Source organism: Pseudarthrobacter sulfonivorans (assembly GCF_001484605.1).
GTDB lineage: Bacteria > Actinomycetota > Actinomycetes > Actinomycetales > Micrococcaceae > Arthrobacter > Arthrobacter sulfonivorans_A.
On sequence record NZ_CP013747.1, the window covers coordinates 3,525,245 to 3,547,422 of the forward strand.

At 66.5% G+C, this 22,178-nt stretch carries 19 protein-coding genes and 1 pseudogene; 11 read left to right on the forward strand and 9 right to left on the reverse strand.

The window, feature by feature from the left end:
- Positions 1 to 79: 79 nt before the first annotated feature.
- A complete protein-coding gene (locus AU252_RS15925) occupies positions 80 to 853 on the reverse strand; it encodes a hypothetical protein (protein ID WP_058931569.1) in 774 nt (257 codons plus the stop codon).
- 1 nt (position 854) lies between these two features.
- Positions 855 to 2,564, reverse strand: coding sequence for a multicopper oxidase family protein (locus AU252_RS15930; protein WP_058931570.1), 1,710 nt, complete (start codon positions 2,562 to 2,564; stop codon positions 855 to 857).
- A 150-nt stretch (positions 2,565 to 2,714) separates the two neighbouring features.
- Between AU252_RS15930 and AU252_RS15935 the strand changes: the two genes are divergently transcribed.
- From AU252_RS15935 to menD, 3 genes are all read left to right on the forward strand, one after another.
- Entirely contained in the window at positions 2,715 to 3,740 is a 1,026-nt protein-coding gene (locus AU252_RS15935; protein ID WP_058931571.1) for an o-succinylbenzoate synthase, read from the forward strand.
- A 184-nt stretch (positions 3,741 to 3,924) separates the two neighbouring features.
- Positions 3,925 to 5,997: a PhoX family protein gene (locus tag AU252_RS15940; protein WP_058931572.1), complete on the forward strand. Its 2,073-nt coding sequence runs from the start codon at positions 3,925 to 3,927 to the stop codon at positions 5,995 to 5,997.
- Between the two features lie 227 nt (positions 5,998 to 6,224).
- Positions 6,225 to 7,919, forward strand: coding sequence for a 2-succinyl-5-enolpyruvyl-6-hydroxy-3-cyclohexene-1-carboxylic-acid synthase (gene menD / locus AU252_RS15945; RefSeq protein WP_058931573.1), 1,695 nt, complete (start codon positions 6,225 to 6,227; stop codon positions 7,917 to 7,919).
- A 123-nt stretch (positions 7,920 to 8,042) separates the two neighbouring features.
- Here menD and AU252_RS15950 read toward each other — a convergent pair whose 3' ends face one another.
- The 5 genes from AU252_RS15950 to AU252_RS15970 all read right to left on the reverse strand — a co-directional run bounded on the left by AU252_RS15950 (position 8,043) and on the right by AU252_RS15970 (position 12,908).
- Positions 8,043 to 8,846 carry an amino acid ABC transporter ATP-binding protein gene (locus AU252_RS15950; protein ID WP_058931574.1) on the reverse strand — a complete coding sequence of 268 codons (804 nt, stop codon included), beginning with the start codon at positions 8,844 to 8,846 and terminating at the stop codon, positions 8,043 to 8,045.
- 11 nt (positions 8,847 to 8,857) lie between these two features.
- Positions 8,858 to 9,649 (reverse strand): amino acid ABC transporter permease, encoded by a 792-nt coding sequence (locus AU252_RS15955; protein WP_058931575.1) that lies wholly within the window; start codon positions 9,647 to 9,649, stop codon positions 8,858 to 8,860.
- Positions 9,650 to 9,762: 113 nt separating this feature from the next.
- Complete coding sequence (locus tag AU252_RS15960; protein ID WP_058931576.1) at positions 9,763 to 10,563, reverse strand: ABC transporter substrate-binding protein; 801 nt, start codon at positions 10,561 to 10,563, stop codon at positions 9,763 to 9,765.
- A 260-nt stretch (positions 10,564 to 10,823) separates the two neighbouring features.
- Entirely contained in the window at positions 10,824 to 12,167 is a 1,344-nt protein-coding gene (locus AU252_RS15965) for an isochorismate synthase (RefSeq protein WP_058931577.1), read from the reverse strand.
- A gap of 27 nt (positions 12,168 to 12,194) precedes the next feature.
- A complete protein-coding gene (locus tag AU252_RS15970; RefSeq protein WP_058931578.1) occupies positions 12,195 to 12,908 on the reverse strand; it encodes a GntR family transcriptional regulator in 714 nt (237 codons plus the stop codon).
- Between the two features lie 199 nt (positions 12,909 to 13,107).
- On the opposite strand from AU252_RS15970, the gene AU252_RS15975 reads away from it, so the two are divergent.
- The 7 genes and pseudogenes from AU252_RS15975 (at position 13,108) to AU252_RS24635 (ending at position 19,949) form a co-directional block, all read left to right on the forward strand.
- A complete protein-coding gene (locus tag AU252_RS15975) occupies positions 13,108 to 14,481 on the forward strand; it encodes an MFS transporter (RefSeq protein ID WP_058931579.1) in 1,374 nt (457 codons plus the stop codon).
- Entirely contained in the window at positions 14,478 to 15,494 is a 1,017-nt protein-coding gene (locus tag AU252_RS15980; protein WP_058931580.1) for an L-idonate 5-dehydrogenase, read from the forward strand. Before AU252_RS15975 ends, AU252_RS15980 begins: the two co-directional genes overlap by 4 nt.
- Before the next feature lie 12 nt (positions 15,495 to 15,506).
- Complete coding sequence (locus AU252_RS15985; protein WP_205630707.1) at positions 15,507 to 16,283, forward strand: demethylmenaquinone methyltransferase; 777 nt, start codon at positions 15,507 to 15,509, stop codon at positions 16,281 to 16,283.
- A 3-nt stretch (positions 16,284 to 16,286) separates the two neighbouring features.
- Entirely contained in the window at positions 16,287 to 17,618 is a 1,332-nt protein-coding gene (locus AU252_RS15990) for a geranylgeranyl reductase family protein (RefSeq protein ID WP_058931581.1), read from the forward strand.
- Entirely contained in the window at positions 17,615 to 18,715 is a 1,101-nt protein-coding gene (locus AU252_RS15995; RefSeq protein WP_058931582.1) for a polyprenyl synthetase family protein, read from the forward strand. Before AU252_RS15990 ends, AU252_RS15995 begins: the two co-directional genes overlap by 4 nt.
- A gap of 395 nt (positions 18,716 to 19,110) precedes the next feature.
- Positions 19,111 to 19,191: pseudogene (locus tag AU252_RS24630) on the forward strand (hypothetical protein); the annotation flags it as partial.
- Positions 19,192 to 19,523: 332 nt separating this feature from the next.
- Positions 19,524 to 19,949: a DUF559 domain-containing protein gene (locus AU252_RS24635; RefSeq protein ID WP_240484206.1), complete on the forward strand. Its 426-nt coding sequence runs from the start codon at positions 19,524 to 19,526 to the stop codon at positions 19,947 to 19,949.
- Between the two features lie 143 nt (positions 19,950 to 20,092).
- Here the strand turns inward: AU252_RS24635 and AU252_RS16005 are convergent, their stop codons facing one another.
- Together AU252_RS16005 and AU252_RS16010 are read right to left on the reverse strand one after the other, a co-directional pair.
- The gene (locus tag AU252_RS16005) at positions 20,093 to 20,521 is read right to left on the reverse strand and encodes a hypothetical protein (protein ID WP_058931583.1); all 429 of its coding nucleotides are present in this window, start codon (positions 20,519 to 20,521) and stop codon (positions 20,093 to 20,095) included.
- A 161-nt stretch (positions 20,522 to 20,682) separates the two neighbouring features.
- Positions 20,683 to 21,348: a trimeric intracellular cation channel family protein gene (locus tag AU252_RS16010; RefSeq protein ID WP_058931584.1), complete on the reverse strand. Its 666-nt coding sequence runs from the start codon at positions 21,346 to 21,348 to the stop codon at positions 20,683 to 20,685.
- Between the two features lie 61 nt (positions 21,349 to 21,409).
- On the opposite strand from AU252_RS16010, the gene AU252_RS16015 reads away from it, so the two are divergent.
- Positions 21,410 to 22,144 carry a sirohydrochlorin chelatase gene (locus tag AU252_RS16015; protein WP_058933000.1) on the forward strand — a complete coding sequence of 245 codons (735 nt, stop codon included), beginning with the start codon at positions 21,410 to 21,412 and terminating at the stop codon, positions 22,142 to 22,144.
- The last annotated feature ends 34 nt before the right edge of the window (positions 22,145 to 22,178 follow it).

Consider the following 22,178-nt stretch of genomic DNA (forward strand, 5'->3'; position numbering starts at 1 on the left):
AGGGGCCAGGCTGGCTGAGATACAGTCTCAGCCGGCCTGGCCCGTCGTCGTTAGTTAGCGAGCAGCGGTGCTGTTCTGATCAATGGCCGTGTACCGGTTCCTGGGCAACGGACGCATCTGCGGGCTCCTTGTCCATGTCCACGCCCGTTCCCGTCCCCGAGCGCGGAGCCACCTTGACGTCGTCGGCGGTGTTCCCTGCGGCGCGGGCAACGCCGCGGCGGACGGCCTCCACCGTCTTGTCGCTCAGGAGCGGGCCCGTGTAGCCCAGTTCCAGCTCACCGTCGCCGGCATGGGTGTCATAGTTGCCCAGCCCATCGGCGAGGATGCCTTCCAGCGCGATTGCCTCGGCCAGGGCCCCGGGGTTGGCCGAGCTGACAGCGAACCGGAGGTCGTGCACCAGGACCTGGGCCACATGAACGTGGTCCAGTCCCGGAAACGCCAGGTCGTGGCCGAATGCAAGGTTAACCAGTTCGCCGCCATCAGCGATGGTGGCATCACTGGGCAACGCAACAATGAGCTCTGGCACCGTGTGTTGCAGCACGTTAGCGTCAAGGACATCCGGTGAGATCGGGGACACGGCCAGCCCCTGGCTGCCCGCAGCCGAGGAGAGCGCTGCGCTGAGCGCAACCAGATCCGCGTTAGGGGCCGGGTGGATGGCCACCACAATACGGCGGCGGACCATCAGCCCGTCGTAGCTCACCTGGGGCCGGCCGTTCCCCAGCTCGGAACCCGAACCGGACGTCAGGACCACGCCGGACGGGTCGGAAGGAGAACCGGGTGGCGCTCCGGCAGTGCAGCCGGCCAACAGCGAAGAGGCCAGAACCACCGAGACGGCAACAGCAGCCGCCTTCATCTCACGTACCCGCCGGGTAACCCGGCTGGTAGCGCGGGATGAAATAGTTCGCTGGCAGGGTGTCCGGGACGGAGGGGTCGGAGGTGATGGGATCGTTGTTCCGCGGATCGCCCACGGAGAACTGCACCATCATGTCGTGGTCCTCGTGCACCAGGTTATGGCAGTGCACCATGTAGCGTCCGCCCGCCTGGGCTCCGGTGTCGAACTGCGTGAGGAAGGTGACGGACTCGTTCTCACCCGCATAGAAGACATCCTTGGGACCCCCCTCCCACGCGAACGGTTTCCCGCCGTTGGTGTTGCGGGCGATGATCTTGGCATCGACCAGATGGATGTGGACAGGGTGGAACCAGCCGCCGGATCCGTTGGTGATGGTCCACTGCTCAACGTCAAAAGGCTGCGGATTGCCGAACAGCTTAGTGAACCCTGAACTTTCCACATCGGCCCACGTAACCCCGTTGATGGTCCATTCCCCGTTCTCCCGCTCCACCCTGAGCTCCCGCTTGGCCACAGCCATCTCCGGCGTCAGGCTCATGGTGTGCAGGCCGCCGTGGGCGGCGTTCGGCGACCCGCCCTCGTCGAGCGTCTTGGGAATCGAGGAGATGCCTCCCTTCCCCGAGCCGGAGTTGCGCACTACCTCGAACTGCATGATTTTGTCCGTATTGGCAAAATCCTCGTTGTTCTTGTTGCTGAGGTTCCGCAACTGAATCTTTTGCCCCACTTTGTACTTCCGGAAGTCGATGAGGATCTCGTAGCGTTCCGCGGTGCCCTGCCGCCACGACTGCACCGCCTGGACCTTGGGCGTCATACCGCCGTCGGTGCCGACGATGTAAACCGGCTCTCCGGTGGAGAGGGTGGGCCGGTACGAACGGGTAATCGAGGCCACGAGGACCCGGAAACGGTAAATGCGCGGCTTCACCTTCATGGTTGGCCACGGCACCCCGTTGACCATGATGATGTCGCCCCACAAGCCGTCGTGGTCGTTGTCGTTGTAGCCGAACGAGCCGTCAGCATTGAACAGGGCATCCGAGATCATCAGCGGCACATCGAACTCACCCTGCGGCAGCTGGTCACGCTCGAACTCATCGGACAGTGCGTAGAAGCCGGCCAGCCCGGAGTACACATTCTCGGCCGTCACGTGATGCTTGTGGTCGTGGTACCAGAGCGTCCGCCCCGTTTGCCAGTTGGGGTAGTGGTAGTTCTTGACGTATCCCGGTGGAGTGGTGTCATTGGCGTACCCGTCGTATTGCGGCAGCGACGCCGAGCCGTGGAGGTGGGTAACGGTATGGAAGGCCATGGGATGCAGCAGGCCCAGCGCCGGGAAGTCATTACGGATCCGCACCTCGGTCCGGGTCCCCTGGAGGGCCCGGATAGTAGGGGCGGGGAAAATACCGTTGTACCCGGCGAGCGTGGTGGTGAGCCCCGGCAAAAACTGGGCTTGTCCAAGCTTCTGCGTCAGCGCGTACTTGGCATACGGGCGGTTGCGGTCCCCGTCGTCGAAGCCGGTTTCGTAAGGCTCCAGCACTGGTGGCCGCCGGAACACGCCCGCGTACGGAACGGGGGTGTTTTGGGGCGCGAGCTGGCTGGTCGTGATGGGCGGCGTGGTGGGCGGCGTGGTGGACGAAGGAACGGTGAGCGGGGTCCCCTTCATGCCCACGAGGCTGAATGCTCCAAGCGCTCCGCCCAGTTTTAGAACTTCCCTGCGAGATGTCATGACCTCTCCTCAATGGTGAGTGGCTGCTCAACCCTGCTCAGATCATGCGCCGCGCAACTTGTAAAAAGGCTGGAGCGGCCACCCCCGGAGGCCCCTGCCAAGGGAGTGGTTGGCCGCATCAACGTCGGAGGCTGCCGGTAAAGTGAAACCATGCCCGACGACCGCGCACGCCAGCCCCGGAACGCGTTCCCGGACCTCCCTTCCCTGGACGAACTGCTCGCCACTGCCCACGTGGTGAGCCTGCCCATGCGGGTGAAGTTCCGCGGCATCATGGAACGCGAAACGCTGCTGCTGCGAGGGCCGCACGGGTGGGGCGAGTTTTGCCCGTTCCCCGAATATGCCGACGCCGAGGCTTCCCGCTGGCTCGCCGCCGCCATCGAGGCCGGCTGGCACGGTTTCCCTTCGCCAGTCCGTTCGTTGATCCCCGTTAACGCCACCGTGCCTGCCGTTTCCGCGGACCGGGTGCCGGAGGTCCTGACCCGGTTCGGCCGGGTGGACGCCGTCAAGGTCAAGGTGGCCGAGCGCGGGCAGACGCTCGACGACGACGCCGCCCGGGTGGCCGCCGTCCGTTCCGCATTGCCGGGCGCCGCCATCCGCGTCGACGCCAACGGCGGCTGGGACGTGCCCTTTGCAGTGTCGGCACTCACCCGGCTCGCCGCCGTCGGACTTGAATATGCCGAGCAGCCGGTGCCCACCATCGAGGGGCTCGCCGAGGTGCGGCGGCAGCTGCGCGCCGCCGGGACGCCGGTCCTGATCGCCGCCGACGAAAGCGTGCGCAAGGAATCCGACCCCCTTAGGGTGGCACGGGCCGGCGCGGCGGATCTGCTGGTTGTCAAGGTCGCGCCGCTCGGGGGAGTGCGGCGCGCGCTGGACATCGTGGCGCAGGCCGGGCTCCCCGCCGTCGTCAGCTCCGCACTGGACACCTCCGTGGGCATCCGCGCCGGGCTGGCTCTGGCCGCTGCCCTGCCCGAACTGCCGTATGCGTGCGGGCTGGGGACGGTGTCGCTGTTCACCTCGGATATCACGCTGGATCCGTTGGTGGCCGACGACGGCGCCATCCGCCTCCGCGATGTCGCCGCCGACGCCGGGCTGCTGGAGCAGTATGCGGCTTCCCCGGAACGCCGCAACTGGTGGCTGGCCCGCCTCGCCAGGGTCCACGCCCTCCTCGCCCCCTGACCCTCTCTCACTTCCTGCAGGTTTCTTACGAACGCTCTCTCGCTTAACGCGGTTTTTTGGGCAACGCTCTCTCACATCCCTGCAGGTCACCGCCGGTTAACCGGAACTTCACCCGGCTGACGGCTGGGCGTCGGAAGCGGCTGAAAGGGTGGCCGGGACCCGATCGTAAATTTGGAGGCACCCCTTGTCTGAAACGACAGCCCGCAAGTTCACCCTGCTGCCCATGCTTGGCCACACCAAGGGCAAGCGAAGCGCCGTCACCTGCGCTTTGAAGTGCGACAACGCCTGCTCCGGCGATGTCTGCAACACGAGCTCCAACAGCTACTTCCGGGACATCGCGTCCGCCACCATGTCCCGCCGCGCCGCCCTGGGCTTCGGCGCCGCCGGTGCGCTCGCCGTCGTACTCGGCAGCGCCATTACCTCAGCGGAACCGGCAGTTGCCGGCGGCCCCGGCCTGGCGCCGGCAGCTAAGGAAGGCTTCGCCAAGGCGAAGCTGAAGTTCACGCCGATCGCTCCGGTGGATGCCGCCGTCGACGCCGTCACCGTTCCGGAAGGCTTCACCTGGCAGCCCGTGATCCGCTGGGGTGACCCGATCTTCAACGGCGCCCCGGACTTCGACCTGAACAACCAGACAGCCGCCGCGCAGGAAAAGCAGTTCGGCTACAACTGCGACTACACGGACATCCTGGAGATCCCGAACACCAAGGGCCGCCGGGCCGTGCTGTTCGCGAACCACGAATACACCAACGACGGCATCATGTTCCCGCCGTCCATGCCCGCTGCCGACGTCCGCGCAGTGGGCCAGGCTGCACACGGCCTGTCCGTCGTCGAGCTCGAGCGCAAGAACAAGAACAAGCCGTGGACCTACGTCAAGGGCGCGCCGCTGAACCGCCGCCTCCTGAACAACACAGTCTACGAACTGACCGGCCCCGCCGCCGGCTCGGAGCTAGTCAAGACGGTGAAGGACCGCGACGGCCGCTTCATCAAGGGCACGCTGGGTAACTGCGCCGGCGGCACCACCCCGTGGGGCACCATCCTCTCCGGCGAGGAAAACTTTAACGGTTACTTCCGCTCCCCGGGTACCTCCGCTTATGACAAGCGTTACGGCCTCACCGACAAGGCCACCGCCCGCCAGTGGGAAATTGATGACGAGCGCTTCGACACCCGCAAACCCGGCTACGAGAACGAGGCCAACCGCTTCGGCTACATTGTTGAGGTTGACCCGTTCGATCCGACCTCCACCCCCAAGAAGCACTCCTCGTTGGGCCGCTTCAAGCACGAGGGCGCCAACGTCATCATCGCCGAATCCGGGCACGTGGTGGCTTACTCCGGCGACGACGAGCGCTTCGACTACCTCTACAAGTTCGTGTCCAAGGACAAGTACATCGAGGGCAACCGCCAGCACAACATGACGCTCCTCTCCGCCGGCAACCTCTACGTGGCTCGGTTCACCGGAAACTCAGCCGATTTCAAGGCCAGCGAAGTGCCGGCAGACGGTGCGTTCGACGGCACGGGCGAGTGGCTCGCGCTGGTGGAGAACGGAGTCTCTGCAGTACCGGAAATGACTGTTGAACAAGTTCTGGTCTACACCCGCGTTGCCGCCGACAAGGTTGGCCCCACCAAGATGGACCGTGCCGAGGACGTTGAGCCCAGCCTGCACACCGGCAAGGTCTACGTGGCCTGCACCAACAACTCCAACCGCGGCGTCGGCTCGAACGAAGCCGCCAACGAGGTCAACCCGCGCAACGAAAACCGCGACGGCCACATCGTGGAAATCACCGAAACCGGCGACCAGACCTCCACTGCCTTTACGTGGAACCTGCTCATGGTCTGCGGCGATCCCGCCACCGACAAGTTCACCTACTTCTCCGGCTTCCCGGTGGACAAGGTCTCGCCCATCTCCTGCCCGGACAACCTCGCGTTCGACTCCGTGGGCAACCTCTGGATCTCCACCGACGGCGCCCCCGCCGGAATCGGCAAGGCCGACGGCCTCTTCAAGGTCACCCTCGAAGGTGCCGAACGTGGCAAGGTGGAGCAGTTCCTGGCCGTGCCGAAGGAAGGCGAGACCTGCGGACCGATCATCCACGACGACGAGCGCACCGTTTTCGTGGCCGTGCAGCACCCGGGTGAGGAAGGCTCGTTCGAGAAGCAGAGCTCGTTCTTCCCGGACTACGTAAAGGAAGGCGCGACGCCGGCCCGCGGCGAGGCGCGCGCACCCCGTCCGTCCGTGATCCAGGTGTTCCGCACGGACGCCTAACACCCCTCCCACCACGTTGCTCTATCACTTGCAGTCCCTATCCGGCTTCGGAAGGGACTGTAAGTGATAGAGCAACGCAGGGGGGAGAGAGCGTCCTAGCCGATCAGGCCGGCGCCGAACTCCTCTTCGGCGATGAGCGGCCTGATGACCGCCTCCACTTCGCCCTGGATGAAGTTGCGCGGGAGTCCCGGGACAGGCAGGCGTCCTCAGGATGGCAAACTGGTTCGGTGACTTCCCTGAACTCCCTCGCCGCCGCGCGGATCGCCGTCGATGCCCTGATCGACGGTGGCGTCCAGTACGTGGTGGTCTCGCCCGGATCGCGTTCCGCCCCCATGGCCTACGCCCTGGCCGAGGCCGAAGCGGCCGGCCGCGTGGACCTGCTGGTCCGCATCGACGAACGCTCCGCCGGCTTCACGGCCCTTGGCCTGGCCCTGTCCACCGGCTCCCCGGCGGCCGTCCTCACCACCTCAGGCACCGCCGTCGGGAATCTTATGCCCGCCGTGATGGAGGCCAACCACGCCGCCGTTCCGCTGGTGGTGGTGTCCGCCGACCGGCCCGAGGAACTGCAGGGGACCGGCGCCAACCAGACCACCATCCAGCTGGACCTGTTCGGCGAGCACGTGCGTTTCGCCGCCGACGTCCCGGCCGGCAGCAACCCGCTGCGCGCGGTGGAAACGGCGCTGGCCGCGGCCACCGGAGCGTTTTCCGACCTCGCACCCGGGCCTGTCCAGCTCAACCTGGCGTTCCGCGACCCGCTGGTTCCCGGGCCGGAGGAGGGGCTTCCGACGGCGGCCGGGCATCCCAGGTTCCGGATCGGCACCGACCCGCTCACCATGAACCTGCCGCCCGCCCCTGCCTCGCTGGAGGAAAGGCGCACCGTGGTGCTGGCAGGGCACGACGCCGGGCCGGTCGCCGAAGCGTTCGCCCGCGCACACGGCCTGCCGCTGCTCGCGGAACCATCCTCAAACGCCCGCTTCGGCCCCAACGCCGTGGGTCCGTACCGGCTTCTGCTGGAACACTTCGGAGCGTCGTCCGCGCTGCCTATCGAACGGGTGGTGATGTTCGGCCGGCCCACGCTGTCCCGTCCGGTTGCCGCGCTGTTGGAGCGTGCCGAAGTGCCGTCCGCGCTGTACCAGCCGGTTCCCGTGGCCTGGTACCAGCCGGGCCGGCGCACGGAACTTCCGCTGGAGAACCTGGCCGATCTCGCCGATTTCGCCGGCCGAGGCCCGTCCGACTGGCTGGATACCTGGCTGCTGGCCGGGGCCGCCGCACAGCACGCCCTCGACGGCGTCCTGGCCGCAGAGCCCGCCGCTTCAGGACCCTCCGTGGGCGCCCAGGTCTGGCAGCACGCCCGAGGCCAGTTGATGCTGGGATCCTCCAACGGCATCCGCGATGTTGACCTGGCTGGCCTGCCCGCCGCCGAGCCAGCCGCCACTGTCTACGCCAACCGCGGCCTCGCCGGGATCGACGGCACCATCTCCACTGCCACCGGGATTGCCATCGGCGGCCGCCAGTACACCACGCTGCTGCTGGGCGACGTCACCTTCCTGCATGACGCCGGCAGCCTGCTCCTGGGGTCCGGCGAACCTTCGCCGGACCTGCGGATCGTGGTGCTGAACGACGCCGGCGGGGCCATCTTTGATCTGCTGGAGCACGGGGCTGTGCGTGAATCCGGACGCTACACGGACGCCGTCGAGCGGCTCTTCGGCACCCCCCACAGCGTGGACATCGCGGCACTCGCCGCAGCGTACGGCGTCGGGCACTGCTCGGTAAGTACGACGGCGGGACTCGCCGAAGCGCTCGCCGCACCGCTGACGGGGCGCAGCATCATCGAAGTCCGCACGGACCGTGTTGGCCTCCGCGCCCTCCACACGCGCATCAAGGCCGCCGTGGCCGCCGCAGTGTCCGCCGTCGGAGCGTAGGATCGCGCTCGCGGCTGCCTGACGCGCGAAAGACCCTATGACGCGCATATGCCCTGCCGCTACCGAATTCCGATAGCGACAGGGCATATGCGCGTCGGCAGGCAGGCACCGCGTCGAAAGCGGCTACTCCTCGATCTCGATGTGCGTCGGGTCCAGGACCCGGCGCAGGAACTCCTTGGTGCGGGCCTGGGTGGGTGCGGAAATGACCTGCTCGGCCACGCCTTCCTCCACCACCACGCCGCCGTCCATAAACACCACGCGGTCGGCTACCTCGCGGGCGAAGCCCATCTCGTGGGTCACCACCAGCATGGTCATGCCCTCCTTGGCGAGGTTCCGCATGACCGAGAGGACATCGCCCACGGTCTCGGGGTCCAGCGCGGAGGTGGGCTCGTCAAAGAGCATCAGTTCGGGGTTCATGCTCAGCGCCCGGGCGATCGCAACACGCTGCTGCTGGCCGCCCGAAAGCTGGTCCGGGAAACGGTCGGACAGGTGCCCCAGGCCCACGCGGTCCAGGTTGTGCTGGGCCACCTTGTCGGCCTCTTCCTGGGACCGCTTCAGGACCTTCGTCTGCGCGATGGTGCAGTTCCGCTTGGCGTCCAGGTGCGGGAACAGGTTGAACTGCTGGAAAACCATGCCCACCTTGCGGCGCATTTTGTCGATGTCCACGTCGGGGTCTGTAGCTTCGAAGCCGCCCACATGGATGGCGCCCTTGTTGGGCTGCTCGAGGAGGTTGACGCAGCGCAGGAGGGTGGATTTGCCGGAGCCGGACGGGCCGATCAGGCACACCACTTCGCCGGGGGCAACGTCCAGGCTGATGCCCTTGAGGACCTCGTTGCTGCCGTAGGACTTGCGGAGATCCTTGATGGACACTCCGGCCGCGTTGATGGTGCCGGTGTTGCCGGCGGAGGAATTTACGACGTCGTTCATGGCTTCCCTGCCTATCGCTTGGTCCGCGCGGAGCGGCTTTCGAACTTCCGGGCCAGGAGGCTCAGCGGGATGGTGATGACCAGGTAGAAGGCGCCGGCTACGAGGAGCGGTGTCAGGCCTGCGCCCAGGCTGGAGATGCCGTCGCGGCCGAACTTGGTGAGCTCGTACTGCGACGCCGTGAGGCCCAGGACGTAGATCAGCGAGGAGTCCTTGGTCAGCAGAATGACCTCGTTGGTCAGCGGCGGGAGCACAATCTTGAACGCCTGCGGAATGACGATGGACACCATGGCCCGCCACTGCGGCATGCCCAGCGACCGTGCGGCTTCGAGCTGTCCCTTGGGCACAGCCTGCAGGCCGGCGCGCAGGGTTTCGGCGATATATGCCGAGGCCACCATACCCAGCGAGATCATGACGATAAGGGTAACGTTCCACTGAACTCCAAACGCGAGCGGGACACCGTAGCCGAACGCGATGAACACCAGCAGCGCCGGAACTCCGCGGAAGAACTCGATGTAGCCGGTGGCGATCCAGCGGTACAGCGGGAATGTGGAGAGCTTCATCAGGGCCAGCAGGAGGCCGCCGGAAAGGCCCACCACGAAGCCGAGGAACGTATAAACCAGGGTGTTCTTAAGGCCAACCAGGAAGATGTCCGGGAACATCGGGCCGATCTTGGCGAAGTTGAAGACGCTGTTGCCGATTGTCTTCCAGTCGGTGGCCAGGACCAGCGCGGCCACTGCCACGACGAAGATGCCGATCTGGACATACAGGCTCACTTTGGCCCGTTGACGTGCGGTCATTGCCATGGGGTGCTCACATTCATTTGCGTGGCTGAGGCCCCGGACGGGCTGCAGCGCAGTCCGTGCGGGGCCCCAGCGGCGTGGTTCTCAGGGCTGTGAAGGTCAGTCCGGGGTGCCGGCTACTTGGCGGTCTCGCCGAACCAGGTGGTTTCGAACTTCTTCAGGCTGCCATCGTCGGTCAGGCGCTTCAGGGTTCCGTTGACCTTCTCGGCCATGGCGGTGTTGCCCTTCTTGATGGAGATGCCCAGCTTCTCGCCCGTGGCGTAGTCATCCACACGCTCGAACTTGGCGTCATCCTTGATGGCGTAGGCCAGGATTGACTGGTTGCCCAGGGCAGCGTCGATGGTGCCGGCCTGGAGAGCCTGGACCAGGAGGCCGCTGTCCTCGAACTGCTGGGCGTCGATGCCGTTCTCCGCCGCGTACTTTGCGCCGGTGGTGGCCTGCTGGACACCCACCTTCTTGCCCTTGGCGCTGTTGATGTCCGTGATCCCGGACGCCGTAGTGGCCACGAGGGTGAGGTCATCGTCCATGTACGGGTTGGAGAAGTCCATAACGGCCTTGCGGACATCCGTGATGGAAATCGAGGAGATGGAGACGTCGCAGCCGGTGAGGGCGGTTCCGGTCTCGATGGCCTCGAAGGAGCTGTCCACGATGCTCAGTTCGGCGCCGAGGTCCTTGGCTACTTCATTGGCGATGTCGATATCGAAGCCAACGATCTGGCCGTCCTTCTGGAATTCGAAGGGCTCGTAGGGGACATCGGAGCAGACAGTGAGCTTGCCGGCGTTGATGAGCTGGATGCCGCCCTCGGTCGCAGCCGGGGTGGTGCTGCCGCCACAGGCGGTAAGGGTGAGCGCGCCGGCGGCCAGGATTGCGGCTGCCTTGGCGGCGATCTTGGCCTGGGCCAGGGACTTGAGCTGCATGTTCTTTACCTTTTGTTGCAGGGGTGTGCGGTACTAAATCGGTTCATAGTGTATCGCCGAACGAGAGATTTGCATCACATGAAACTTAGTTTCACTATTGGATAACTAAATCACAGGCTAAATCAAGACCCGGGAGGCGGCCTGTGTCTGGAATTCCGGACACACTACAAATCTAGCTCGCAGACAGCGTCGTGAAAACGCCGTTTCACGACACGGTTTCATGACGTTTAAGTGCCAGTCAGGTGGGTGGGACGGTGGCCCTAGTTGGAAATCCCCAGCGACTCCAGCATCGGCCGGAACTTCGCCCACGTCTCCGCCAACTCGGCCTCCGGCTGGGAGCCATCCACTATGCCGCAACCGGCATATAACCGCACAGTATGCGGATCCTCGATCACGGCGCCGCGCAGGGCGATGCCCCATTCGCCATTTCCGGCAGCGTCGAGCCAGCCCACCGGCCCCGCATATGGGCCGCGGTCCAGGTGTTCAAGCTTGCGGATCAGGGCGCCGGCCACCAGTGTGGGCGTGCCGCAGACCGCGGCCGTGGGATGCAGCGCATTGATCAGCGCGAGGCACGTGGGCACATGGCCCTCCACCTCGGCGAGCTCCGCCTTGACGTCCGACGCCAGGTGCCACACGTTCGGCAGCTCCAGGATGAACGGCTCGTCGTGCGCGTTCATGGCCTCGGAAAACGGTGCCAGCTGCGACGTGAGTGACTGGATCGCGATCTCGTGCTCGTGCCGCTGCTTCTCGGATCCGGCCAGCACCCGTTCGGCGTAATCCATGGGAATCTCGGACTCGCCGTGCGCATCGCGGCGGTCCAGCGTCCCGGCCAGCACGCGCGCCTGGGCGGTGCGGCCTTCCACCTGGATCAGCATCTCCGGGGTGGCGCCCACGAGCCCGTCCACGCCATACGTCCAGCATTCGCGATACCGCACGGCGAGCTCGCGCAACACCTGCGCGGCGTTCACGCCCGACGGCACCGTGGCCACAATGTCCCGCGCCAGCACCAGTTTCTCCAGCGCACCGGTCCGGATCTCCGCCACGCCGGCGGCGACGGCGGCCATCCAGTCCTCCTCGCTGAGCGAACCGGTGTGCAGGGTGGCCCCGTCGGCGGAAGGCAAAGGACGCACGACGGCGCCGGCCGGTTCGGCGGGGACGTCACCGGAGGTGCTGCCATCGCTCAGCCAGCCGGCCAGGGCGGCGAGGGCGCCCGCTTCGGTGAGTTCGCCGTCGTCGACCGTCAACTGGGTGAGCCAGTACCGGCCGTCGCGGACGCCCACCACGATCTCCGGCACAATCAGGCGTGATACGTGGGTGGACTTCTTGGAAAACGCGAAGGAGCCGAAAGCCACGGGACCGGTGCCGGGCAGCTCCACGGAGTCGGTGATGTCCGCTTCGAGGACCAGGTGGCGCCACCAGATGTCGGCCTCAAGGAAACGCTCAGGGCCGGTGGCGGTGAAGCGGGCGATCTCGCCGAAGCCCACCAGGCCGGCTTCGCGGCGGGTCCAGCAGAGGGCGTCGTCCCGGACCAGGAACTGCGGCAGTCCGCCGGCAGATGCGTTGCCATCCAGGGGGACTGTGAGGGTGCGGAACGTGCTCGTCATGATGAGACAACACTACTCCCGCGCGTGTCAGACCCGGGCCGGCCGCCCTGTGCGTCGCTCCGGCCCGGCAGGGGCGGAGAACAGGTCCGGCCGTGCGGCGCGCATGCTCGCGACGTCGTCCAGGATGAAGCGCAGGTGGCTGCGCAGCCCGTCTTCCGCAGCCGACAGGTCACCGGCGAGGATCGCGTCCAGCACGTGGCGGTGGTCGGCGGCGTACTCCGTGATGCCGCGGTAGCCGCTGAGCCCCAGGTAGCGGGCGCGGTCCAGGTGGCCTTTGGCGTTGGAAACGGTGGCCCAGGCTGTTTCGTGGCCGGCGATGGCCAGCAGGGTCCGGTGGAAGTCCTCGTCCAGCGGGTAGAACTCCTCACGGGTGGTGCAGGCGTCCTGCCGGTCCAGGAGTTCGTAGAGCGCGGCTGCGTTTTCAGGGGTGATGTTGCGGGCGCAGTCAGCCAGCGACGCAACCTCGATGGCCTCGCGGATGAACTGTGCCTGCGCCACGATATCCGGGTCGAGGTAGGTCACGTAGGTGCCGCTCTGCGGGCGGATCTCCACGAGCCCTTCCTGCGCGATGAGCATCAGTGCCTCGCGGATGGGCTGGCGGCTGGTGCCCAGGTGGTGCGCCAGCTCGTTCTCGGAGAGGAGGGTCCCGGGCGCGTCCTCGCCGGAGATGATGCGCTCACGGATCTGCGCATACGCCATCATCCGGGCAGAGATGCGCGGGGTGGTGTCGGGGGCGGCCATGCTTCCACAGTAGCCGCGCCACCCTGCCAAGGCGCCGTGCCCAGGGAGCAAGTGCGGAGCTGCGTCATCTATTGACACACTGGTATGGCAGTGCTTGAATGGCAGTCGTTGTCCCGATGAAGGGACAAGACCAAGACGTCTGGCCATGCCGCATCATTGAAGCTGTGCATCCGGCCGGACCCGTAGAACAGAGGGGTTCATGACGGCAACAATCCAGGTAGGCGCCACCAAGCGCTCATCCAAGGACCTGATCAGGACTGCAGTATCCGGCTGGCTCGGAACTGCCATGGAATACATGGACTTCCAGCTCTATTCGCTGGCCGCCGCCATCATCTTCCCCAAAATCTTCTTCCCCAACTTCGACCCCGTAGTGGGCCTGCTGATCGCCTTCATGACCTACGGCGTGGGCTTCCTGGCCCGCCCGGTGGGCGCCTGGTTCTTCGGCCGCATGGGTGACCGCGTGGGCCGCAAGAAGGTCCTGGTTATCACCATCATGATGATGGGCGTGTCCACGATGCTCATCGGCTTCCTGCCGGGCTACGCCCAGATTGGCCTTGCCGCGCCGATCATCCTCGTGCTCCTCCGCCTCGCCCAGGGCTTCGGCGCCGGTGCTGAGCTCTCCGGCGCTTCGGTCATGCTGGCCGAATACGCTCCGCCCAAGAAGCGCGGCCTGATCGCCTCCTTTGTCTGCCTCGGCACGAACTCCGGCACACTGCTGGCCTCCGGCCTGTGGGTCCTGCTGACGCTCCTGCCCGAAGAAGCACTCATGAGCTGGGGCTGGCGCCTGCCGTTCATCGCCAGCATCGGCATCACGCTTTACGCCCTCTGGATGCGCCGCAACCTGAAGGAAAGCCCCGTTTTCGAGGCCGCCCGTGCGCAGGAAATCGCCGACGCCGCTGCTGCCGCCGCCTTCACCGCTGAGTCCGGCACCGCCGTCGGGCAGTCCGCCCCGGCCGCCAAAACCAAGCGCAAGGGCAAGGCCTTCTTCCTGGCGATGGCCCTGCGGATCGGCGAATCCGGCAACTCGGCCATGATCCAGACCTTCCTCATCGGCTACATCGTCACCGGCCTGAGCATGGACAAGAGCGTGGGCACCTTCGCGCTGCTGATCGGCTCGTTCCTCGGCTTTGCCACCGTTCCGCTGGCCGGCTGGCTCTCCGACAAGTTCGGTCGCCGCAGCATGTACCGCGCCCTGTCCGGCTTCCAGATGTGCTTCGCCATCCCGGCCCTGCTGATGATGCAGTCCCGCGACCCGTTCCTCGTCTCGCTGGTCCTGATCATCGGCCTGTCCGTCTCCGTGCTGGGCATGTTCTCGGTCCAGTCCGCCTACGTGAACGAACTCTTCGGCTCCCGCAACCGCTACACCCAGCTGGCCATGGCCAAGGAAATCGGCGGTGTGCTCTCCGGCGGCCTGGCCCCCATCATCGCCGCCGGCCTGCTGGCCCTGTTCACCAATTCCTGGTGGCCGGTGGCCGGAATGATGGTCCTTTACTCCGCCATCGCTTTTGTGGCCACGTTCTTCGCCCCTGAAACCAAGGGACGCGACCTGACCCTCGTGGAGGATGCAGTTTGAAAGCCGTAGTTGTCCATTCCGCCGGAGACCTGCGTTTCGAGGACCGTCCGGACCCGGACTGCCCGGCCGGCTCGGTGATCGTCGACGTCGAATATGGCGGGATCTGCGGCTCGGACCTGCACTACGTCGCCCACGGCGCCTCCGGGTTGAGCCTCCTGGCCGACCCTATGGTCCTGGGCCATGAGGTGGCCGGCCGGATCTCCCTTCTGGGTGATGGCGTGGAGGGCTTCGCGGTGGGCGACGCCGTGACCGTCCACCCGGCCGTGTACTGCGGCGACTGCACCGACTGTCTCGCCGGTCGCACCAACCTCTGCCCGCAGGTCACCTACTACGGCAGCGCCGCGCACCGGCCGCACACGGACGGCGCCTTCGCCTCCCGCAAGGCCGTCCCGGCGGGCCAGCTCCGGCGCCTGCCCGCAGGCGTCACCACCCGGCAGGCCGCCGTCGCCGAGCCGCTCGCTGTGGCGATCCACGCCGTCGGCCGGGCCGGCAGCCTCGCCGGCAAGGACGTTCTGGTCAACGGCGCCGGGCCCATCGGCGCGCTGCTGGTGGCCGCCGCCCGGCGCGCCGGCGCGGCCAGCGTCGTCGCCAGTGACCTCTCGGAGACTTCGCTGGCGATCGCCAAGCGGATGGGAGCCGACGGCGTTGTGCTGGTGGGTTCCGGCGCGCAGCTTCCCGACGTGGATGTTGCGTTCGAGGCCTCCGGCGCTGCCCGCGCCCTGGGCGGTGTCCTCGCGGCCGTGCGCCGCGGCGGCGTCGTGGTCCAGGTGGGCAACCTGCCGGCCGGGCCCGTGACGGCCGAGCTCGCCGCACTCGTTTTCCGGGAGATTGATTACCGTGGGACCTTCCGTTTCGCGGACGAGCTGGATGACGCCCTCGCGTACCTGGCGGACGGGCTGGACGTTGAGCCGCTGCTGACGCACACGTTCGACGCCGGTGACGTGGCCGAGGCGTTTGCCGTGGCTTCGGACCGCCGGACGGGCTCGTCGAAAGTCCTTCTCAAGTTTGTCTGAGACAATTGCATGGTGAACCGAGCATCCTTGGAAAAGCGTCCGGACGAAGTAGCCACGATGTTTGACGACGTCGCACCTAAGTACGACGTCGTCAACGATGTCCTCTCCATGGGGCAAACCCGCCGCTGGCGCAGGATCGTGGTGGACGCCATGGACATGAAACGGGGCCAGCGGGTGCTGGACCTGGCCGCGGGAACCGGCACCTCCAGCGAGCCATATGCCGATGCAGGCATAGATGTCATCGCCTGCGATTTCTCCCTCGGCATGCTCAAGGTGGGCAAGCGCCGCCGCCCGGACATCAACTTTGTTGCCGGCGACGCCACCAACCTGCCGTTCGCGGACAACAGCTTCGACGCCAGCACCATTTCGTTCGGGCTGCGCAATGTCAACGAGCCCAAGAAGGCGCTGGCTGAGATGCTCCGCGTCACCAAGCCCGGCGGCAAGCTGGTCATCGCCGAGTTCTCCCAGCCCGTGGTGCCGCTGTGGCGCACCATGTATACGGAATATCTCATGCGTGCGCTGCCGGCCATCGCCGTGAAGGTGGCCTCCAACCCGGACGCCTACGTCTACCTCGCCGAGTCCATCCGCGCCTGGCCGGACCAGGACCACCTGGCCGCCTGGCTGCAGGAATCCGGCTGGGAAAAGGTCACGTACCGCAACCTGACCGGCGGGATCGTGGCCGTGCACCGTGCCACCAAGCCGCTGGAACACACGCCGGAGGGCGCAGCGGAGGCAATCGCCGCGCACAAAGGCCCCGTGGCCAAGCTCCGCCGGAACATCCAGCGCTGACCAGTGAATGTCCTGATTGTCGGCGCGGGGCCAGCCGGCTCCACCGCCGCGTACTACCTTGCCAAGGCCGGCATCAGTGTGACCGTCCTGGAGAAAACCAGCTTCCCGCGCGAGAAGGTCTGCGGCGACGGCCTCACCCCGCGCGCCGTCCGCGAAATCCAGAAGCTCGGCCTGCCGCACTCTGAAACCGACGGCTGGCGCCGGAACAAGGGCCTGCGCCTGATCGCGGGCGGCCGCACCATTGAGCTGCCTTGGCCCGAGGTGTCCGACTTTCCGCAGTACGGCCTCATCCGTACGCGTCTGGGCTTCGACGAGGAACTGGCCCGCCACGCCGAGGCTGCCGGCGCCGAAATCCTCGAGCGGCACAGCGTCACCGAAGCTCTCCGGGCTGAAGACGGCCGCGTGACCGGTGTCCGCGCAGCGCTCCTGGACGAGTCCGGACGCAAGACGGGGGAGTCACGCGACTTCAGCGCCGACGTCGTACTCGCCGCAGACGGCAATTCCACGCGAACCGCCGTGTCGCTGGGCATCCACAAGCGCGACGACCGCCCCCTCGGCGTCGCCGTCCGCACCTACTTCACGTCCCCCCGGCACGATGACGACTGGATGGAAGGCTGGCTGGAGCTCCCCGGCCGCGACGGAAAACTGCTCCCCGGCTACGGCTGGGTGTTCGGCGTCGGCGACGGCACGTCCAACGTGGGCCTTGGCATCCTGAACTCGTCCAAGGAATTTGGCAAGCTCGATTACAAGCAGGTCCTGCGCGAATGGACCGCCGCCATGCCCGCCGAGTGGGGTTTCACCCCGGACAACCAGGTGGGCGAAATCCGCGGCGCCGCGCTGCCCATGGGCTTCAACCGCACCCCGCACTACTCGCCCGGCCTCCTGCTCCTGGGCGACGCTGGCGGCATGGTCTCCCCGTTCAACGGCGAGGGCATCTCCTACGCGATGGAATCGGCCCGGTTCGCGGCGGAGTTCATCATCGACGCGTCCGCCCGTTCCTCTGCTGCGGGGGCAACGCACGACGCCGACGCGCACCTCGCGGGGTACGCGGACTATGTGCGGGGCCAGTGGGGATCGCACTTCACGCTGGGCCGGGCATTTGCCGCGCTGATCGGCAAACCCGCCGTCATGAAGCTCGCGCTGCGGACCGGGATGCCCATTCCCGTGCTGATGCGCTTTGTGGTGCGGCTGCTCGCAAACCTGACCGACCCGGCCGCGAAAGGCTTCGAGGACCGGGCCATCCGCGTCCTGGAGTCGCTGGTTCCGGCCACCTCCAACACCCCACCGGCATCGAACCAGCGGTATCCGCAACAAAAAGTTAGGGTTAACCAGTGACTAACTCCGCAGACCACAGCTGGACGCACGCCGGGCACGGCCTGCCGGACTCCGAACCCAGCCTCAACACCACCGCCATTGCCACGGGACTCCAGCTGCCCGCAGGCTTCGCGGCGATCGCGGAGGACGCCGAACTGGGCCCCGCCATCACCAACAACCTGGCGCGGGTGGAAAAGAAGCTGCGCGAAGCCATTGCCAACTCGGACCCCCTGGCTGACGCAACGTCGCGTCACCTCGTGGAAGCCGGCGGCAAGCGCATCCGGCCGCTGCTGACGCTGCTGTGCGCCCACCTTGGCGACGCCTCGCTTCCCGCCGTGGTGCAGGCGGCCGTGGTGGTCGAGCTGACCCACCTGGCAACGCTGTACCACGACGACGTCATGGATTCCGCGCCGTTCCGTCGCGGCGCCCCCACGGCCCACGAGGTATGGGGAAACTCCGTGGCTGTCCTCACCGGCGACCTCATCTTTGCCCGCGCGTCCATCCTGGTGTCCGAGCTTGGTTCCCGGGCGCTGGGCATCCAGGCCCGGACGTTCGAGCGGCTGTGCCTGGGCCAGCTGCACGAGACTGTAGGCCCGCGTCCGGACGAGGATCCGGTGGAGCACTACCTGTCCGTCATCGCGGACAAGACCGGTTCCCTGGTAGCCGCCTCCGGCCAGCTCGGTGCCATCTTCGCCGGCGCCGACGAGGCCTACGAGGACCTCCTGGTGGAGTACGGCGAGAAGGTGGGCGTGGCCTTCCAGCTCGCCGACGACGTCATTGATGTCACCGGCGTCAAGGTGAAGTCCGGCAAGTCACCGGGCACGGATCTCCGCGAGGGTGTGCCCACGCTGCCCGTTCTGTTCCTGCGGCGCGATGCTGCGGCCGGTGACCAGTCCGCCGTCGAACTCTTGAAGCTCATTGATGGGGACCTGACCTCCGACGCTGCCTTGGCTGCCGCCGTGGCCGGGCTCCGCGAGCACCCCGTCACCGCTGAGTCCTGGGTGGTTGCCCGCCGCTGGGCCGACGAAGCCATTGCCGCACTGGCGCCGCTTCCTGAGGGTGTTGTGAAGTCCTCGCTGTCCAACTTCGCCCTGGCCGTGGTGGACCGCGCCAGCTGATTCTCTTCTTTTGGAGCAGGGCCTTGGCGGGGTGAACCTGGCCGGGGCCCTCGCTCGTTAAATGCAATAGCCCCGGTTCTCAGCAACGATACGAGTCACACGTTGCGTCGAACCGGGGCTATATCTCCGTTCGCATCAGACCCGCCGGAGGCGTTTAGCGGATCCGTGAACAGTCTATGACAGGTTTGTCACAGGACGCAAGCCTGCTGTTACTGCGCGTGTCACAGGCCTCCCGTCCTGCTCCATCTCCTTCGTGGGGCACATTGCGGCATCCGAGGGGCCTTCCGGGCTGCAGAGACGGCGAGTCCGAGTCGCAGTGCCCCACGACGGCCCGGTTGTCCACATGCGGCATCTTGGGTCTGCCCTTTGCTGTGGTCCACGTGCACCGTGGAGTAATGGATATTGAGACTTTTCTCGGCGCGCGGGCAGGCGTAGCCCGGGCCTCGACGCTCCGAGAGGCCGGATTCTCCCGAACTTCCCTCGACAAAGCACTGGCGGCCGGGCGAATTGTGCGGATTCGACGAGGCATCTACAGCATGCCGCGTGAGGCAGGCGCGTCAGCCCTGGCGCTTCAGCACAACGCGCTGCTGACGTGCTTGTCGGCCGCCCCCACGTACCGGCTGTGGACGCTTTATGAACCAAGTTCCGTGCACCTGAGTCCAGGGCACAAGAAGACACCGCCGGGGACGCTGACCCATGGCCGATGCCCCCACCCGCACCATCCGTGGCTGCCAGTGGCAGGCTTGGCCGACGTCCTGATTCATGCGTTGCGGTGCCTGCCCGACGTGGAATCGCTGGTCATGCTTCAGTGCGCAGCACAGCGGGCGACATCAGCATGGACTTCCTGCGGCGGAAGCTCCGCGGAAACCGGAACGCCCGCGCCAGGTCCGTCCTCGACAGCGTGGTCCCCAGGGCGGATTCCATCCTGGAGGTGCTGGCCAACTACCATTTCCGGCGAGCGGGCCTCCATGTCCGAAGGCATGTAGAGCTTCCGGGAGTGGGAGAAGTGGACTTCCTTATTGAGGAGTGGCTCGTGGTGGAAACCGACGGCGTTACGCATTTGGAACCACGGCAAGTAAAAAAGGACCGAAAGCGCAACAATGCCACAGTCATCGGCGGACGGCTTGGCCTCAGATTCGGCTATGACGACGTTGTCCATCACCCTGAGCGGATGGTGAGCCAAGTGTTGGCGGTACTGGAGCTGTGCCGACAGGGAGCCTTCGGCGGGAGCTAAGTCGCGCCGTCGTGGGCCACTTTGGGGGACCTGACCGGCGAAACATGCTCGGTGCACGGCGCGTTCGTGTCGAAGTGCCCCGTTTTGGCTGAGCAAACCACAGAAGGCGGGCGGTGGAAAGACAAGCCGGCAGGAGGAGGACCCTAGTTTTCTTCTTCGTCGTTGAAGGCCCACTCGAACATGTCGAAGACGAACTCGGAGAAGGTCCCTTCTTCGCTCTTCCACTGGCCGCGGGCGTTGTTGCGGCGGTACACGATGGGGTCCGGGATGCCGAGGTCGCCTACGCGGAAGCCCCAGGTGAACTGTTCCTCCTCATCCTCGAGGAACATCAGGAAGCCTTCGTCATCCACTTCCAGCTCTTCGGGATCCCAGAAGTAGTGGTACGCCTCCATGATGTCCTCGCAGCCGCCCACCGCCCGGTAAAACTCGCGGAGGACCAGGGGAACCTGGAACTGGTGTTCGGCGAGAGCTGAGTCCAGTTCGTCCGTGGGCAGGCCATCCTCTTCCTGCCATTCGTCCTCGAGATAGGTCGGAACAAGCGCGCGGAACTTCTCGAGGAACATGTCAGTCATGCTCATATCCTAGCTAACTGCGGCGTGCTCCCGAGCCGCTGCCAGCCCCATCAGCCCCACCGCCCCCAAAGCCGCGCGGGCCGCCAAAGCCCCCAGCCCCGTCCCCGCCGCCGGAGCTCCCGCCGGAGCCGCGGCCGGAGCCCGCCGCCGGAGCCCCCGCCTTAGCTCCCACCAGAGCCCCGCCGGTGCAAGCCATGTACGGCGAGAGGGACATACCAGGACCGGCGCCAGGCAACCACGCGGAAAGCGAACACCACGGCCGCCACTGCGCACGCCGTCAGCACGTTGAAGGCCCCGGTGACCCACAGCAGCGCTGTCAACGCTGCCCCGCTGAAGGCCGGCAGCGCGTAAAGGTCGCGGGGGTTGAACAGTTGGGGCACCTCGTTGGCGGTGATGTCCCGCAGCAGGCCGCCGCCCACCGCCGTGGTCACGCCGAGCAGCATGGCGGCCACCGGATTCATCCCCAGGGCCAGGGCCTTCAGCGTTCCGGTGATGCAGAAGAGGGCTAGCCCGCCGGCGTCGAACAGCACCAGCAGCGAGGTGTACCGCTGCACGCTGGAGTACAGGAAATACACCAGGACGGTGGCCAGCACCGGGGGAACCAAGTAGGCGGGGTTGGAGAACGCAGCCGGTGTGGTGTTGAGGATGATGTCGCGGATGACGCCGCCGCCGAGGGAGACCAGGGATGCCAGCAGCAGGGAACCCACCAGGTCGAACTGTTTCCGTGCCGCCAACAAGGACCCGGAGACGGCGAAGAAGAAGACTCCGGCCAGGTCCAGCCACACCAGGTCGATGTCGAACGGCAAAGTGTCGAACGGCAAAGTCATGTGGCGTCCCGGCGGTTTCATGGTGGGCGGACAGGGCGGCTCCAACGTTACGCTAGCCCCTATGAACAACCCGATCATGATCGCCTGCGCCCACGGGACGTCCAGCACTCAAGGCGCCGCGGAGGTCAACGCCCTGCGAGCAGCCATCGCTGCCCTGCGCCCGGGCCTTGTCGTTCGCGAGGCCTACGTGGACGTCCAGCAGCCGGACCTCGTGGACGTGGTGGAAGGCCTGCCCGAAGAGGACAAGGCCGTCGTTGTCCCTCTGCTGCTGAGCGTCGGATATCACGTCAAAGTGGACATCGCCCGGGCTGTGAAGAGCCGGCCGGGCAGCCTCGCCGCAGCGCCGCTCGGCCCGGACCCGCGGCTCGCTGCCCTGTTGGACCAGCGCCTCCGGGAGGCCGGCGTCACGGACCGCGACGCGATTGTCCTCGCCGCCGCCGGGTCCTCCAATCCCAACGCCGCCGTCAGCGTGGAAGAGCTTGCCGACCAGCTCAGGGCGCTGCGGCGCAACCGGATTCTGCCGGCCTACGGTGCCTCTGCGAAGCCGTCCGTGCCCGACGCCGTCGCCATCCTTCGGCTGGAACTGGCCGGAGGCGCCGGGGCGGGGGAGTCCGCGGGGGCCGTGGACGACGGCGGCCGCGTGGTGATTGCCTCCTACCTGCTCGCGCCGGGGTTCTTCCACGACCAGCTGGCCAAAGCCGGTGCCGATCTCGTGACGGAACCACTGCTGCCGTCGCCGGTGCTCGCCGAGATCGCGCTGGAACGGTTCGACGCCGCCGTCGTACGCGGTCAATAGCCGCCCCGCCCGGGAACCTGGAACCAAGCACAGC

What these genes read in the sequence shown, in the direction of transcription:
- AU252_RS15925 (WP_058931569.1), bottom strand. Translation starts at nt 853, where the DNA reads ATGAAGGCGGCTGCTGTTGCCGTCTCGGTGGTTCTGGCCTCTTCGCTG.
- AU252_RS15930 (WP_058931570.1), bottom strand. Translation starts at nt 2,564, where the DNA reads ATGACATCTCGCAGGGAAGTTCTAAAACTGGGCGGAGCGCTTGGAGCA.
- AU252_RS15935 (WP_058931571.1), top strand. Translation starts at nt 2,715, where the DNA reads ATGCCCGACGACCGCGCACGCCAGCCCCGGAACGCGTTCCCGGACCTC.
- AU252_RS15950 (WP_058931574.1), bottom strand. Translation starts at nt 8,846, where the DNA reads ATGAACGACGTCGTAAATTCCTCCGCCGGCAACACCGGCACCATCAAC.
- AU252_RS15955 (WP_058931575.1), bottom strand. Translation starts at nt 9,649, where the DNA reads ATGGCAATGACCGCACGTCAACGGGCCAAAGTGAGCCTGTATGTCCAG.
- AU252_RS15960 (WP_058931576.1), bottom strand. Translation starts at nt 10,563, where the DNA reads ATGCAGCTCAAGTCCCTGGCCCAGGCCAAGATCGCCGCCAAGGCAGCC.
- AU252_RS15965 (WP_058931577.1), bottom strand. Translation starts at nt 12,167, where the DNA reads ATGACGAGCACGTTCCGCACCCTCACAGTCCCCCTGGATGGCAACGCA.
- AU252_RS15970 (WP_058931578.1), bottom strand. Translation starts at nt 12,908, where the DNA reads ATGGCCGCCCCCGACACCACCCCGCGCATCTCTGCCCGGATGATGGCG.
- AU252_RS15975 (WP_058931579.1), top strand. Translation starts at nt 13,108, where the DNA reads ATGACGGCAACAATCCAGGTAGGCGCCACCAAGCGCTCATCCAAGGAC.
- AU252_RS16005 (WP_058931583.1), bottom strand. Translation starts at nt 20,521, where the DNA reads ATGACTGACATGTTCCTCGAGAAGTTCCGCGCGCTTGTTCCGACCTAT.
- AU252_RS16010 (WP_058931584.1), bottom strand. Translation starts at nt 21,348, where the DNA reads ATGACTTTGCCGTTCGACACTTTGCCGTTCGACATCGACCTGGTGTGG.
- AU252_RS16015 (WP_058933000.1), top strand. Translation starts at nt 21,410, where the DNA reads ATGAACAACCCGATCATGATCGCCTGCGCCCACGGGACGTCCAGCACT.